Annotated in this window: 14 protein-coding genes; 13 read left to right on the plus strand and 1 reads right to left on the minus strand. The window is 43.6% G+C overall.

The genetic code is table 11. The annotated features are described in order from the left end of the window. The first annotated feature begins 133 nt into the window (after window positions 1-133). The 3 genes from D8852_RS02545 (at window position 134) to D8852_RS02555 (ending at window position 3,733) form a co-directional block, all read left to right on the plus strand. A complete protein-coding gene (locus tag D8852_RS02545; RefSeq protein ID WP_125425114.1) occupies window positions 134-1,348 on the plus strand; it encodes a pyridoxal phosphate-dependent aminotransferase in 1,215 nt (404 codons plus the stop codon). A 145-nt stretch (window positions 1,349-1,493) separates the two neighbouring features. After that, on the plus strand, window positions 1,494-1,628 hold the full coding sequence (gene rpmH / locus D8852_RS02550; RefSeq protein ID WP_000831905.1) for a 50S ribosomal protein L34: 135 nt from the start codon (window positions 1,494-1,496) through the stop codon (window positions 1,626-1,628). Between the two features lie 143 nt (window positions 1,629-1,771). After that, window positions 1,772-3,733: a peptide ABC transporter substrate-binding protein gene (locus D8852_RS02555; RefSeq protein WP_125425115.1), complete on the plus strand. Its 1,962-nt coding sequence runs from the start codon at window positions 1,772-1,774 to the stop codon at window positions 3,731-3,733. 91 nt (window positions 3,734-3,824) lie between these two features. Here D8852_RS02555 and D8852_RS02560 read toward each other — a convergent pair whose 3' ends face one another. Beyond that, a complete protein-coding gene (locus D8852_RS02560) occupies window positions 3,825-5,669 on the minus strand; it encodes an APC family permease (RefSeq protein WP_125425116.1) in 1,845 nt (614 codons plus the stop codon). A 151-nt stretch (window positions 5,670-5,820) separates the two neighbouring features. Between D8852_RS02560 and D8852_RS02565 the strand changes: the two genes are divergently transcribed. The 10 genes from D8852_RS02565 (at window position 5,821) to purR (ending at window position 14,605) form a co-directional block, all read left to right on the plus strand. Further along, window positions 5,821-6,594 carry a TatD family hydrolase gene (locus D8852_RS02565; protein ID WP_125425143.1) on the plus strand — a complete coding sequence of 258 codons (774 nt, stop codon included), beginning with the start codon at window positions 5,821-5,823 and terminating at the stop codon, window positions 6,592-6,594. Then, entirely contained in the window at window positions 6,594-7,160 is a 567-nt protein-coding gene (gene rnmV / locus D8852_RS02570) for a ribonuclease M5 (protein ID WP_125425117.1), read from the plus strand. The genes D8852_RS02565 and rnmV overlap by 1 nt, the downstream gene beginning before the upstream one ends. 546 nt (window positions 7,161-7,706) lie before the next feature. Continuing rightward, entirely contained in the window at window positions 7,707-8,369 is a 663-nt protein-coding gene (locus D8852_RS02580; RefSeq protein WP_125425118.1) for a dimethyladenosine transferase, read from the plus strand. 70 nt (window positions 8,370-8,439) lie between these two features. Then, a complete protein-coding gene (gene rsmA / locus D8852_RS02585; RefSeq protein ID WP_125425119.1) occupies window positions 8,440-9,312 on the plus strand; it encodes a 16S rRNA (adenine(1518)-N(6)/adenine(1519)-N(6))-dimethyltransferase RsmA in 873 nt (290 codons plus the stop codon). A 1-nt stretch (window position 9,313) separates the two neighbouring features. Beyond that, window positions 9,314-10,192 carry a ribosome small subunit-dependent GTPase A gene (rsgA, locus tag D8852_RS02590; protein WP_125425144.1) on the plus strand — a complete coding sequence of 293 codons (879 nt, stop codon included), beginning with the start codon at window positions 9,314-9,316 and terminating at the stop codon, window positions 10,190-10,192. Between the two features lie 10 nt (window positions 10,193-10,202). After that, window positions 10,203-10,859 carry a ribulose-phosphate 3-epimerase gene (gene rpe / locus D8852_RS02595; RefSeq protein WP_125425120.1) on the plus strand — a complete coding sequence of 219 codons (657 nt, stop codon included), beginning with the start codon at window positions 10,203-10,205 and terminating at the stop codon, window positions 10,857-10,859. Further along, the gene (locus D8852_RS02600) at window positions 10,822-11,484 is read left to right on the plus strand and encodes a thiamine diphosphokinase (protein ID WP_125425121.1); all 663 of its coding nucleotides are present in this window, start codon (window positions 10,822-10,824) and stop codon (window positions 11,482-11,484) included. The genes rpe and D8852_RS02600 overlap by 38 nt, the downstream gene beginning before the upstream one ends. A 1-nt stretch (window position 11,485) precedes the next feature. After that, window positions 11,486-12,742, plus strand: coding sequence for a DNA recombination protein RmuC (gene rmuC, locus D8852_RS02605; protein WP_185755567.1), 1,257 nt, complete (start codon window positions 11,486-11,488; stop codon window positions 12,740-12,742). Then, window positions 12,732-13,673 (plus strand): 3'-5' exoribonuclease YhaM family protein, encoded by a 942-nt coding sequence (locus tag D8852_RS02610; protein ID WP_093585977.1) that lies wholly within the window; start codon window positions 12,732-12,734, stop codon window positions 13,671-13,673. Before rmuC ends, D8852_RS02610 begins: the two co-directional genes overlap by 11 nt. A gap of 104 nt (window positions 13,674-13,777) precedes the next feature. Further along, window positions 13,778-14,605: a pur operon repressor gene (purR, locus tag D8852_RS02615; RefSeq protein ID WP_002874197.1), complete on the plus strand. Its 828-nt coding sequence runs from the start codon at window positions 13,778-13,780 to the stop codon at window positions 14,603-14,605. Window positions 14,606-14,636 lie beyond the last annotated feature (31 nt).

A 14,636-nucleotide genomic window follows, 5' to 3' on the forward strand; every position in this document is an offset into this window, starting at 1 on the left:
CTGTATTCTAGTTGTTTAGACGGTGAGAACCTAGTCGTTGTGAGTTTTTTCTTGGCTTCCTCATTTCAGGAAACTTGTCGCAATCCCTTTCTAGTGGTATAATGTTACTATCTCGATGAATTGAGGAAACAAGATGAAAGAATATAACAAGTCTAGTAAGCTAGAACATGTTGCTTATGATATCCGTGGCCCTGTTTTGGAAGAAGCTATGCGGATGCGAGCAAACGGAGAAAAGATTTTACGTCTGAATACAGGGAATCCAGCAGAATTTGGTTTTACAGCACCAGATGAGGTCATTCATGACTTGATTATGAATGCGCGTGATAGCGAAGGGTATTCTGACTCTAAAGGGATTTTCTCAGCCCGTAAGGCCATCATGCAGTATTGCCAACTGAAGAACTTCCCCAATGTGGACATTGATGATATCTACCTTGGAAATGGTGTCAGTGAGCTGATTGTCATGTCTATGCAGGGGCTTTTGGACAATGGAGATGAGGTCTTGGTGCCTATGCCAGACTATCCTCTCTGGACGGCTGCTGTCAGCCTAGCTGGAGGAAATGCGGTTCACTATATCTGTGATGAAGCTGCAGAATGGTATCCTGATATTGACGATATCAAGTCAAAAATCACTTCCAATACCAAGGCTATCGTCCTTATCAATCCGAACAATCCAACAGGAGCCCTTTATCCTAAAGAACTCCTGTTAGAGATTATTGAAATCGCTCGTCAAAACGACTTGATCATCTTTGCGGACGAAATCTATGACCGCATGGTGATGGATGGGCATGTGCATACGCCTGTGGCAAGTTTGGCACCAGATGTCTTCTGTGTCAGCATGAATGGTCTGTCAAAATCCCACCGTATCGCTGGTTTTCGTGTGGGATGGATGGTCTTGTCTGGACCTAAGACACATGTCAAGGGCTATATTGAAGGTCTTAATATGCTGTCCAATATGCGCCTTTGTTCCAACGTTTTGGCCCAGCAAGTCGTACAAACCTCGCTAGGAGGTCACCAGTCAGTGGACGAATTACTCCTTCCTGGTGGTCGCATCTATGAGCAAAGAAACTTTATCTATAATGCTATTCAAGATATTCCAGGTTTGTCTGCGGTCAAGCCGAAGGCGGGTCTTTATATCTTCCCTAAAATTGACCGCAATATGTATCGCATCGATGACGATGAACAATTCGTTCTTGATTTCTTGAAGCAGGAAAAGGTTCTCTTGGTTCATGGTCGCGGTTTTAACTGGAGGGAGCCAGACCATTTCCGTATCGTTTACCTTCCACGAGTGGACGAATTAGCACAAATCCAAGAAAAGATGACTCGTTTCTTGAAACAATATCGTAGATAAGGACTTTCATAGGAAAAGCTAGAAAACATTTGCTTGGAGCTATTGACAAAATTGGCAGAATCAGATAGAATAGTAAAGTATGTTTAGTAACTGATCACTTTATAGCCGGCTAAACGAATACAAAATCTATGAGGAGGTATTCATCGTGAAACGTACTTATCAACCAAGTAAACTTCGTCGTGCGCGCAAACACGGATTCCGTAACCGTATGTCAACTAAAAACGGTCGTCGCGTATTGGCAGCTCGTCGTCGTAAAGGACGCAAAGTTTTGGCTGCATAATCCAAACGAATTTAACAAAGAAGTCAGTAGGAACTCGAGTCTACTGGCTTTTCTTTTTCCTATAATATCAGTCTGTAAATGCTTTATATTTTTTCTGAAATAGTGTATAATATTTCACATACTATAAAAAATGGAGAACAGTTATGAAGAAATCAAAAGCCCTCCTACTAGGGGCTGGAATTTTGAGCGCAAGCTTCTTGATGGCGGCTTGTAGTTCGGCACAATCAAATACAGATAAAACCTACTCTTATGTATTTGCAAGCAATCCAGATACATTAGACTATATCACTTCGACACGTGGCTCGACCTCTAGCATTACGACAAACTTGATCGATGGTTTGTTGGAAAATGATAAGTACGGCAATCTCGTTCCTTCTATGGCGGAGTCATGGACCGTATCAAAAGACGGTTTGACCTATACCTATAAAATCCGCCAAGGAGCTAAGTGGTATACCTCTGAAGGAGAAGAGTATGCTGAAGTGACAGCACATGACTTTGTGACAGGTCTTAAGTATGCAGCGGATAAAAAGGCTGAGAACTTGTACTTGGTACGGGATTCGATCAAAGGTTTGGCAGATTATGTCGAAGGGAAAACATCTGACTTTGAGACGGTTGGAGTCAAGGCAGTGGACGACTATACTCTCCAATACACCTTGAACAAACCAGAGTCTTATTGGAATTCGAAGACAACTGGGGGGATTTTGAGTCCTGTTAATGAAGCCTTTTTGAAATCTAGGGGAGATGACTTTGGAAGTGTTACTCCATCCAGTATCTTATCCAATGGGCCATACTTGTTCAAGTCTTTCACTTCAAAATCTTTAATTGAGTTTGAAAAGAACCCTAATTACTGGGATAAGGACAATGTGAAGATTGAGAAGGTAAAGCTTTCCTTCTATGATGGTTCAGACCAAGATAGTTTGGCTCGAGGATTCTTAGAAGGCAACTACACAGACGGACGTATCTTCCCGACAAGTTCTGTCTTTGACCAGCTGAAAAAAGGGAATGAGGATAAGATTACCTATACTCCTCAGGATGCTGTGACTTTCTACTATCTCTTCAATGTCAACCGTCAAAGTTACAATCAAACCATGAAACAGACGGATAAAGAAAAAACAGATTCGCGTCTAGCTATGCAAAATAAAGACTTCCGTCAGGCGATTAACTTTGCCTTTGACCGTCATGCATACGCTGCCCAGACAAATGGAGAAGATGGAGCTGACCGTATCCTTCGAAACACTGTCACACCAAGCAACTTTGTTCAAATCGGTGGGAAAAACTTTGGAGATGCTGTCAATGAAAAGATGGTCAACTATGGTACAGAGTGGGCTAATGTCAATCTAAACGACGCTCAGTCTGCCTTCTTGAATGCTGATAAAGCCAAGGCAGAATTTGCCAAAGCCAAAGAAAGTTTGCAGGCAGAAGGTGTGACCTTCCCTATCCATTTAGACATGCCAGTAGACCAGACTGCTAAGTTGGACGTACAGCAAGCAAGTTCTTTCAAGCAGACGGTTGAGGAGACACTTGGATCAGATAATATTGTTATCGATGTGATTCAATTGTCTCCAGACGAGAAAGACAATGCAACCTTCTTTGCTGACACAGCTGAACAAAAGGACTATGACATCGATATTTCGGGCTGGAGTGGAGATTACTCTGATCCTAAGACATATCTTGACCTCTTGGATCCAGACTCTGGTTCTCAGTTAAAAAATCTTGGCTTGACTCCAGGGAAAGACAATGATGTCAAGGAAAAAATCGGTCTCTCTACCTACAAGAAGTTGTTGGACACAGCAGACAATGAGGTTGAAAATACTCAGACTCGCTATGAAAAATTTGCTGAAGTTCAAGCTTGGCTAACAGATAGTGCTCTCTTTCTGCCAGTTCAAAGTGGAGGAGCTAATCCAATCTTCCGTAAGACTGTACCGTTCACAGGAGCCTTCTCATTTGTCGGACATAAAGGGGATGCGGATAACTACAAATACCTTGAGTTGCAAAAAGATCCCGTGACTGCGAAACAGTATCAAGAGCTTTATGAAAAATGGCAAAAAGAAAAAACTGAGTCCAATAAAAAAGCTCAGGAAGATTTAGCTAACCACATTCAATAATATTCCTAGTCATGCTTTTTAGTTAAGCATAGTGGCTGGATTCAGAAAAAGGCCCCACCAGACGCTTTTTGGTTCTGGTAGGGCCTTTTCTTTATTCTTTTAAGTGATAAGAGTAGCTAGCGACAACGACGTCTTCGTGCCATCTGAGAGCGTATTTTAGTTTGAGGCTCATTTGATTGTGCAGGATATTTTGCCAAGGCTTGTTAGGGATAAACTGTGGTACAAGGACTGTAACGGTGTAGTTTTTTTGCTTAGCTTCTTGGGCGATTCGTTTGACATACTTAACGCTAGGGGTGATGATGTTGCGGTAGCTGGTATTGATATTCTTCAGAGTGATATTTGGGAAGTAATCGGCAAATTCCTGAAGAATTTCTTGGTCTTTTTCTGCTGTTTCTTTAGTAGAAATGTGCATGGCCAACACTTCGTCACCGATACTTTGAGCGTAGTTGATGGCTCCGACACTTACTCGAGTGACATTTCCTACTAGGACAAGGACAAGGTTACCGTCATAAGTGCGTTTTTCAATTCCTTCGTAGAGTCGTAGTTGTTTTGCCACTTTTTGGTAATGGCTGTGAATGGACAAAAAGAGGAAGGTTAAAACTAGGATAATTGGGAAGAAAGGCCAGATATCACCCAGTCTGAAGAGGAGTAAAATGAGGACAATGGCATAACAAATGATGGCCCCAAGGATATTAGCGAAGGCAGATTTTAAGAAGTTTGCTCCTTTTTCCTTTTTCCAATGGCGAATCATCCCAGTCTGAGAAAGGGCAAAGGGAACGAAGACTCCGATAGTATAAAGAGGAATCAAGCGTTCAGTATTCCCATTAAAAATGAGAAGAAGGATCATAGCTCCAAAAGCCAAAGTTAAGATACCGTTGGAGTAGCCGAGACGATCCCCCTTTTCCATAAAGAGATGGGGCATGTACTTGTTTTTGGCCATATTGTAGGACAGCATAGGGAAGGCTGAAAAGCCAGTATTTGCAGCTACGGCTAGAATCAAGGCTGTCGAGAACTGGAAGAGATAGTAGCTGGCATGACCAAAGAATGAATCACCAAGAATGCCCTTGGCCATTTGCGAGAGGATGGTTTCTCCGTGTTGAGGCGTGATACCCATCCAATAGTTTAGGAAGGTGATGCCTGCAAAAAGAAATCCTAAAATCAGCGACATGATGGTCAAGGTCTGAGCAGCATTCTTTTCTTTCGGAGTTTTAAAAAATGGTACCGCATTTGAAATAGCTTCAACCCCTGTCAGAGAGGCAGAGCCACTGGTAAAGGCTCTTAGTAGGAGAACGATGGAAAGGCTCGGAACAGTTTGTCCAATGGTTGAAGTCGCCTGATAGTTTAGGGAACCTGTAAATAGTTGAAAGAACCCATAAAGCAAGAGAAAGACGGTACTGAAGATAAAGAGGTAGACGGGAATCATTAGAGAGCTGGCAGATTCTTTCAATCCTCTTAAATTCAAGAGCATGAGCAGGCAGACTAGGAAAATAGAGATATGAAGATTATAAGGATGGAGGGCAGGTATGGCTGCTGTAATAGCATCAGCTCCAGAAGCGACGGATACGGCTACTGTCAGCATATAGTCAACAAGGAGACTACCTCCTGCAATCAAGCCCAGTTCAGGGGAGAGATTTTCCCGAGTGACCATATAAGCCCCTCCGCCTTGAGGATAGGCATGAATGATTTGACGATAGGAAATGGTCAAACTAGCGAGCAGTAAGAGGACAAAAATACCGATAGGGAGGCTCCACCAAATAGCGAGAGGAGAGAGACTGACTAATACGAGAATGACTTGTTCAGGTCCATAGGCAATAGAAGACAGGGCATCACTGGATAACATTGCAAGTGCCTGCATTTTTCCAAGTAATCCCCCTTCGCCGTCTGTGAGGGACTTGAGTGGTCGACCGATAAAGGTATATTTTAATTTTCTAAACATTTTCTTTTCCTTTGCTGAAAATTTCAATAAGTGTTATTATACTGCTTTGAAAAAGGGCAGTCAAGGGAGAATGATTGGTATTAGAATATTTTTACAAGCCGAGGGATACTATTTTTGGTATAATAGATGGAAGAAAATGAGGTTAGAAGAGATGATTTTTGATACGCACACACATTTAAATGTAGAAGAATTTGCAAGACGTGAGGCCGAAGAAATCGCCTTGGCTGCTGAGATGGGTGTGACACAGATGAATATTGTTGGTTTTGATAAGCCAACCATTGAGCGAGCCCTAGAGTTGGTAGATGAGTATGAGCAACTCTACGCAACTATTGGCTGGCATCCGACGGAAGCAGGGACTTACACAGATGAGGTCGAAGCTTACTTGCTTGAAAAACTAAAACATCCCAAGGTTGTTGCCTTGGGTGAGATTGGTCTGGACTACCATTGGATGACAGCACCTAAGGAAGTGCAGGAACAGGTTTTTCGTCGTCAGATTCAGCTGTCTAAGGATTTGAACTTGCCCTTTGTGGTCCATACCCGTGATGCGCTAGAAGATACTTATGAGATTATCAGGAGCGAGGGCGTTGGTCCTCGTGGTGGCATCATGCATTCATTTTCAGGTTCTTTGGAGTGGGCGGAGAAGTTTGTCGAACTTGGCATGACCATTTCTTTCTCAGGTGTGGTGACCTTTAAGAAAGCGACGGATATCCAAGAGGCTGCTAGGGAACTTCCTTTGGATAAAATCCTCGTTGAGACAGATGCCCCTTACCTGGCTCCTGTTCCTAAACGTGGCCGTGAAAACAAAACAGCCTACACACGATACGTGGTGGACTTTATCGCCGACTTGCGTGGGATGGCGACCGAGGAATTAGCAGCAGCAACGACTACAAATGCAGAGCGTATCTTTGGATTGGACAACAAGTGATGAAAGAAAAAATTTCCCAAGTTATCGTGGTCGAAGGGCGCGATGATACGGCCAATCTCAAACGCTATTTCGATGTGGAGACCTATGAGACCCGAGGTTCTGCCATCAATGACCAGGATCTAGAGCGGATTCAGCGTCTACACCAACGCCATGGAGTCATTGTCTTTACAGACCCAGATTTTAATGGGGAGCGGATTCGGCGCATGATTATGACGGCCATTCCAACAGTTCAGCATGCCTTCCTCAAACGAGATGAGGCTGTTCCCAAATCTAAGTCCAAGGGACGTTCTCTGGGAATCGAACACGCCAGCTATGAAGACCTAAAAACAGCGCTGGCTCAAGTGACAGAGCAATTTGAAAACGAGAACGAGTTTGACATCAGTCGTGGTGACTTGATTCGCCTAGGTTTCTTAGCGGGAGCAGACAGTCGTAGGCGTAGAGAGTATCTAGGGGAACAGCTCCGCATCGGCTATTCCAACGGCAAGCAACTCCTCAAGCGCTTAGAGTTATTTGGGATAACCTTGGCAGAAGTGGAAGAAGCTATGGAAAGTTATGATAATAGCTAGATAGCCCAAAAATACAAAGGGAATGTGTTACAATAGAGGTACTTAGATTTATTTTGATAGCGTTCAAATAGAAACTTATAAGGACAGAGCGAAATGAAAATACAAGTTGACAGAGAGTCTATCTGCATGGGGATGATGTTTTTTCTCATCAGATGGATCTTGATATCCCGGAGGATATGACAGTTGAGGAGCTTTGTAGTTTTCTTCAAAAGGACAGATATTTGCCTAGATTGGATACAGAGTGGCTTCTCCGACATGGTGGGCAGACAATAAGAAGCTATCATACAGAAACAAAAGAACTGACGAATCCCAGTATCTATTTAAAAGACCTGATTCATCAGAGTTCTAGAGGAAATGAATTTGTTTGGATATATCGCCGTTCCTAATAGAAAAGAGAATAAATGATTTTCTTAAAAGATAATGAATGAAAATTAGAACAATATGCATTGACTTTTTGACAACAAGAGGTGATCTAAACAGTTGGCCCTGTTTGGAGTGACTTTGACGGAAGGTAAAGCCTTCATAAAAATGGTGAAAGGAAACGATATGGCAAATAGAAGTTATATTTACTTAAAAAACGTAGATGAAGCCCGTATTCTAACAGAGGGAATTTACACAATACCCTATTTTTGGCAATTGTTTTGGGATGAAGAAGATTTAAAAGCTCCGATTGCTCTCTGGGAAACAGCAGAAAAACTGGAAGAAGATGAAGAGCAAGCAGAAAGATTTTACCAAGAGCAGAATGTAGATATCTTGCTTTCTATTGAAAAATTCCAGCAGAATGCCCTCAAAAACCGATCTTTTTTAGCAGAGAATGCCCCGCAATCCGTGCAACTATATGATGACTTTGTCCGTAATATTCTTGCAAATGTCAAAGACGGTGATGTGCTCGGATTTGATCTTTTAGATGTTGTTTTTATGGACCAAGTGTCTGTTGTTTCTGATAAACTGTTAAAAAATATACGAGCTATTCGGGAAAATCAACCCAAAGATTTAGATTTTTCTGTGACAGAAAAGAACTTAATTGGTCTTGCTATGGGCTTTCCTGATTATTATGCTTCAGAATTATTGCCAGAAGACAATATTGTAGATTCGGTTGCCTATCAGGATGAACTGAAGAAAATGAACCCCCAAGAAGATAAGAAAGTGCTAGGTACGACTGGAGCTGATTCAAAAGGGAACAAGTCTCGTGTTCTTTTAGTGTTTTAGATTTTGTTGGCACTAGTAATTATGTGGGTTTTATATATTATTTTTAGCTAACAAATAGAAAAGAGAATAAATGAGAATTGCAGATTATAGCGTGACCAAGGCAGTGCTGGAGCGTCACGGTTTTACCTTTAAAAAGTCCTTCGGACAAAATTTCCTGACGGATACCAATATCCTTCAAAAAATCGTGGATACGGCTGAAATTGATGACCAGGTTAATGTTATCGAAATTGGGCCAGGAATTGGTGCCTTGACGGAGTTTTTGGCTGAGCGTGCAGCAGAAGTCATGGCCTTTGAGATCGACCACCGTTTGGTGCCAATCCTAGCTGATACCTTGCGTGATTTTGACAATGTGACTGTAGTCAACGAGGACATTCTCAAAGTTGACTTGGCGCAACATATCCAGAATTTCAAAAATCCTGACCTGCCAATCAAGGTAGTGGCCAACTTGCCTTATTACATCACAACGCCTATTCTCATGCACTTGATTGAGAGTGGCATTCCTTTTAGTGAATTTGTGGTCATGATGCAAAAAGAAGTGGCGGATCGTATCTCAGCCCAACCTAACACCAAGGCTTACGGTAGCTTGTCGATTGCGGTTCAGTATTACATGACAGCCAAGGTTGCCTTCATCGTGCCTCGTACGGTCTTTGTACCAGCACCAAACGTGGACTCAGCTATCTTGAAAATGGTGCGCCGTCCAGAACCTGCCGTAGCAGTGGAAGATGAGAACTTTTTCTTTAAGGTTTCCAAGGCTAGCTTCACTCATCGTCGCAAGACCTTGTGGAACAACTTGACAGGCTACTTTGGCAAGACTGATGAAGTCAAGGATAAGCTGACCAAGGCTCTGGACCAAGCAGGTTTGTCACCGAGTGTTCGTGGTGAAGCTCTTAGCTTGGCAGAATTTGCTAGCCTAGCAGATGCGCTTAAAGGACAAGGACTCTAAGATGCAGGGACAAATTATTAAAGCCTTGGCGGGCTTCTACTATTTGGAGAGTGATGGCCAAGTCTATCAGACACGTGCGCGTGGGAATTTCCGCAAAAAAGGTCATACGCCCTATGTTGGGGATTGGGTAGATTTTTCTGCGGAGGAAAATTCAGAAGGCTACATTCTCAAGATTCACGAACGGAGAAACAGTCTGGTCCGTCCGCCTATTGTCAATATTGACCAAGCTGTGGTGATCATGTCTGTCAAGGAACCGGACTTCAACAGCAATTTGCTGGATCGTTTCTTGGTTCTTTTAGAACACAAGGGCATCCATCCTATTGTTTATATTTCTAAAATGGACTTGCTGAAAGATAGAGGAGAACTGGATTTTTATCAGCAGACTTACGGTGCCATTGGTTACGACTTTGTGACCAGTAAAGAAGAACTTTTGCCTTTATTAACAGGGAAAGTGACGGTCTTTATGGGGCAGACAGGTGTTGGGAAGTCAACCCTCCTCAATAAAATCGCACCGGACCTCAATCTTGAAACAGGAGAAATCTCAGACAGTCTTGGTCGCGGTCGTCATACCACTCGGGCTGTTAGTTTTTACAATCTCAATGGTGGAAAGATTGCGGACACGCCGGGATTTTCATCACTGGATTATGAAGTGTCAACGGCTGAAGACCTCAATCAGGCCTTTCCAGAGATTGCCAGTGTCAGTCGAGATTGTAAGTTCCGTACTTGTACCCATACCCATGAGCCGTCTTGTGCAGTCAAACCAGCTGTTGAAGAGGGTACCATTGCAACCTTCCGTTTTGACAACTACCTGCAATTCCTCAGTGAAATTGAAAATCGCAGAGAAACCTATAAAAAAGTCAGCAAAAAAATTCCAAAATAAGGAGAAACCTATGTCTCAATACAAGATTGCTCCGTCAATTCTGGCAGCAGATTATGCCAACTTTGAATGTGAAATCAAACGCCTAGAAGCAACTGGGGCAGAATATGCCCATATCGATATCATGGATGGTCACTTTGTACCGCAAATCAGTTTTGGTGCAGGGGTGGTTGAAAGCCTTCGTCCTCATAGCAAGATGGTCTTTGACTGCCACTTGATGGTAGAAAATCCTGAGCATCATCTAGAAGACTTTGCGCGCGCAGGAGCGGATATCATCAGTATCCATGTAGAAGCAACACCTCATATCCATGGCGCCCTCCAAAAAATTCGCTCTCTCGGTGTTAAACCTTCGGTCGTCATTAACCCTGGTACGCCTGTCGAGGCAATTAAGCATGTCCTTCACCTAGTTGATCAAGTCTTGGTCATGACGGTTAATCCTGGTTTTGGTGGTCAAGCTTTTCTGCCTGAAACCATGGACAAGGTTCGTGAGTTGGTTGCCCTTCGTGAGGAAAAAGGTTTGAGCTTTGAGATTGAAGTCGATGGCGGTATTGATGACCAGACCATTGCTCAAGCCAAAGAAGCTGGAGCGACCGTTTTTGTAGCAGGATCCTATGTTTTTAAGGGAGATGTCAATGAACGAGTGCAAACTCTCAGAAAACAACTGGACTAGGGTTGCCGTTTTTGCAGGCGGAGATCGCGGTCATTATCGGACGAATTTTGATAGCTTTGTCGGTGTGGATCGAGGTTCGCTCTGGGTCTTGGAAGAAAACCTTCCTCTCAGACTAGCCGTCGGAGATTTTGATTCTGTCACTGAAGAAGAGCGTCAGGTGATTCAAAAACGTGCCCTGAGTTTTGTCCAAGCTCAGCCAGAAAAGGATGAGACAGATCTGGAATTGGCTCTCTTGACCATTTTTGAGCAAAATCCTCGGGCTCAGATCACTATTTTCGGTGCTCTTGGTGGTCGTATTGATCATATGCTGGCTAATGTCTTTCTACCTAGCAATCCCAAGTTGGCACCTTATATGCGCCAGATAGCGATTGAGGATGGGCAAAACTTGATTGCCTATTGTCCAGAAGGGACCAGTCAGCTTGAACCGCGTTCAGACTACGATTATCTAGCCTTTATGCCGGTTCGGGACAGTCAGTTGACCATTCTCGGTGCCAAGTATGAGTTGACAGAGGAAAATTTTTTCTTTAAAAAAGTGTACGCTTCTAACGAATATATAGATAGGGAAGTTTCGGTAACTTGCCCAGATGGTTATGTCGTCGTGCTGCACAGCAAGGACAGGAGGTAGGATGGAGACTGTATTATTACTATTATTAATTACCCACCTAGCTGGACTATTTCTCATTTGGCAAAGGCAGGATAAGCAAGACAAGTACCTAGCCAAGAGCTTGGAGGATCAGGCAGACAATCTTTCAGATCAACTGGATTACCGCTTTGAACAAGCTAGACAAGCCAGCCAGTTAGACCAAAAAGACTTGGAAGTGGCTGTCAGCGATCGTTTGCAAGAAGTGCGAATGGAGTTGCACCAAGGTCTGACGCAAGTTAGACAGGAGATGAACGAGAATCTCCTCCAAACTAGAGACAAGACCGACCAACGTCTCCAAGCCCTGCAGGAATCAAATGAGCAACGTTTAGAACAAATGCGCCAGACGGTCGAGGAAAAACTGGAAAAGACCTTGCAGACGCGCTTGCAGGCTTCTTTTGAGACAGTTTCCAAGCAACTGGAGTCGGTCAATCGTGGTCTTGGAGAGATGCAGACAGTTGCCCGCGATGTCGGGGCCCTCAACAAGGTTCTCTCTGGGACCAAGACGCGAGGGATTCTGGGCGAATTGCAACTGGGGCAAATCATCGAAGACATCATGACTCCTGCCCAGTACGAACGAGAATACGCAACGGTTGAAAACTCTAGCGAGCGAGTAGAGTACGCCATCAAGTTACCTGGCCAAGGCGACCAAGAATATGTCTACCTACCGATTGACTCCAAGTTTCCACTGGCGGATTATTATCGCCTAGAAGAAGCCTATGAAGCAGGCGATAAGGACGAAATCGAACGTTGTCGCAAGTCACTCCTAGCTAGCGTCAAGCGCTTTGCCAAGGATATCAAGAGCAAGTATCTAGCGCCACCTCGGACGACCAATTTTGGAGTTTTGTTTGTTCCGACAGAGGGACTCTACTCAGAAATCGTCCGCAATCCGGTCTTCTTTGATGACTTGAGACGGGAGGAGCAGATTATTGTCGCAGGTCCAAGTACCCTATCAGCCCTGCTTAACTCTCTATCAGTTGGCTTCAAAACTCTCAATATCCAAAAGAGTGCTGACCATATCAGCAAGACTCTTGCCAGCGTCAAGACCGAGTTTGGCAAGTTCGGAGGCATTCTGGTTAAGGCACAAAAGCATCTCCAACATGCCTCTGGCAATATTGATGAATTATTAAACCGTCGTACCACGGCTATCGAGCGGACGCTCCGTCACATTGAGTTATCAGAAGGTGAGCCTGCGCTTGATCTACTCCATTTCCAAGAAGATGAGGAAGAATATGAAGATTAGTCACATGAAAAAAGATGAGCTGTTTGAAGGTTTTTACCTGATCAAGTCAGCTGACCTGAGACAGACGCGTGCTGGGAAAAACTACCTAGCCTTTACCTTCCAAGACGATAGTGGCGAGATTGAAGGGAAACTCTGGGATGCCCAACCTCATAACGTTGAGGCCTTTACCGCTGGGAAAGTGGTTCACATGCAGGGACGTCGAGAAGTGTACAATAATACTCCTCAAGTCAATCAAATTACTCTCCGCTTACCTCAACCTGGGGAACCCAATGATCCAGCTGATTTCAAGGTCAAGTCACCAGTCGATGTCAAGGAAATCCGTGACTACATGTCGCAAATGATTTTCAAGATAGAAAATCCTGTCTGGCAGCGTATCGTTCGTAGTCTCTACACCAAGTATGATAAGGAATTCTACTCCTATCCAGCTGCCAAGACCAACCACCACGCCTTTGAAACGGGTTTGGCCTATCATACAGCAACCATGGTGCGCTTGGCAGATGCCATTAGTGAGATCTATCCTCAGCTCAATAAGAGCCTGCTCTATGCTGGGATTATGTTGCACGACTTGGCCAAGGTTTTAGAACTCAGTGGTCCGAATCAGACGGAGTACACAGTGCGAGGCAATCTCATCGGCCATATAGCTCTCATCGATAGCGAAATCACCAAGACAGTCATGGAACTTGGCATCGATGATACTAGAGAAGAAGTGGTGCTACTGCGCCATGTCATCCTCAGTCACCACGGCTTACTTGAGTATGGAAGTCCAGTCCGTCCACGCGTTATGGAGGCAGAGATTATTCATATGATTGACAATCTAGATGCCAGCATGATGATGATGTCAACAGCTTTGGCTTTGGTGGACAAAGGAGAGATGACTAATAAAATTTTCGCTATGGACAATCGTTCCTTCTATAAACCAGATTTAGATTAATAATTTAAGAAAAACGAGCATTTTTTACGCAATAATGTTCGTTTTTTTATGTGAATGTGGTATAATAGATAAAATATCAAAATTAAATGGAATGGTAAATAAAAATGAAATTAAGAAGAAGTGATCGGATGGTTGTCATTTCCAACTATTTGATTAATAATCCATACAAACTAACAAGTCTCAACACCTTTGCAGAAAAGTACGAATCTGCTAAATCATCGATTTCAGAGGACATTGTGATTATCAAGCGTGCCTTTGAGGAAATTGAAATCGGCCATATTCAGACTGTGACTGGAGCAGGTGGTGGCGTTATCTTTACACCATCAATCTCGAGTCATGAAGCCAAAGAAATGATCGCAGACTTGCGTGACAAACTTTCAGAAAGCGACCGTATCTTGCCAGGTGGCTACATCTACCTGTCTGATTTGCTCAGTACGCCTGCCATTTTGAAAAATATTGGGCGCATCATTGCCAAGAGCTTTATGGACCAAAAAATCGATGCGGTGATGACAGTAGCGACTAAGGGTGTTCCGCTCGCAAATGCAGTTGCCAATGTCCTCAATGTTCCATTTGTCATTGTGCGCCGTGACTTGAAAATTACCGAAGGTTCAACGGTCAGCGTCAACTATGTATCAGGTTCCAGCGGTGACCGCATTGAGAAAATGTTCCTTTCGAAACGTAGCCTCAAGGCTGGCAGTCGTGTCTTGATTGTGGATGACTTCTTGAAAGGCGGCGGAACTGTCAACGGGATGATCAGTCTCTTGCGTGAGTTCGATTCTGAACTAGCTGGTGTCGCAGTCTTTGCAGACAATGCCCAAGAAGAACGTGAAAAGCAGTTCGATTACAAGTCACTCTTGAAAGTAACCAATATTGATGTTAAGAACCAATCCATCGATGTTGAGATTGGAAATATCTTTGACGAAGACAAATAAGAGATAGAACTAAAGGTTGGAACGATTGTCC

The sequence above is a fragment of the Streptococcus mitis genome (genome assembly GCF_003942695.1).
In the GTDB taxonomy this organism is placed as follows: Bacteria; Bacillota; Bacilli; order Lactobacillales; family Streptococcaceae; genus Streptococcus; species Streptococcus mitis_BD.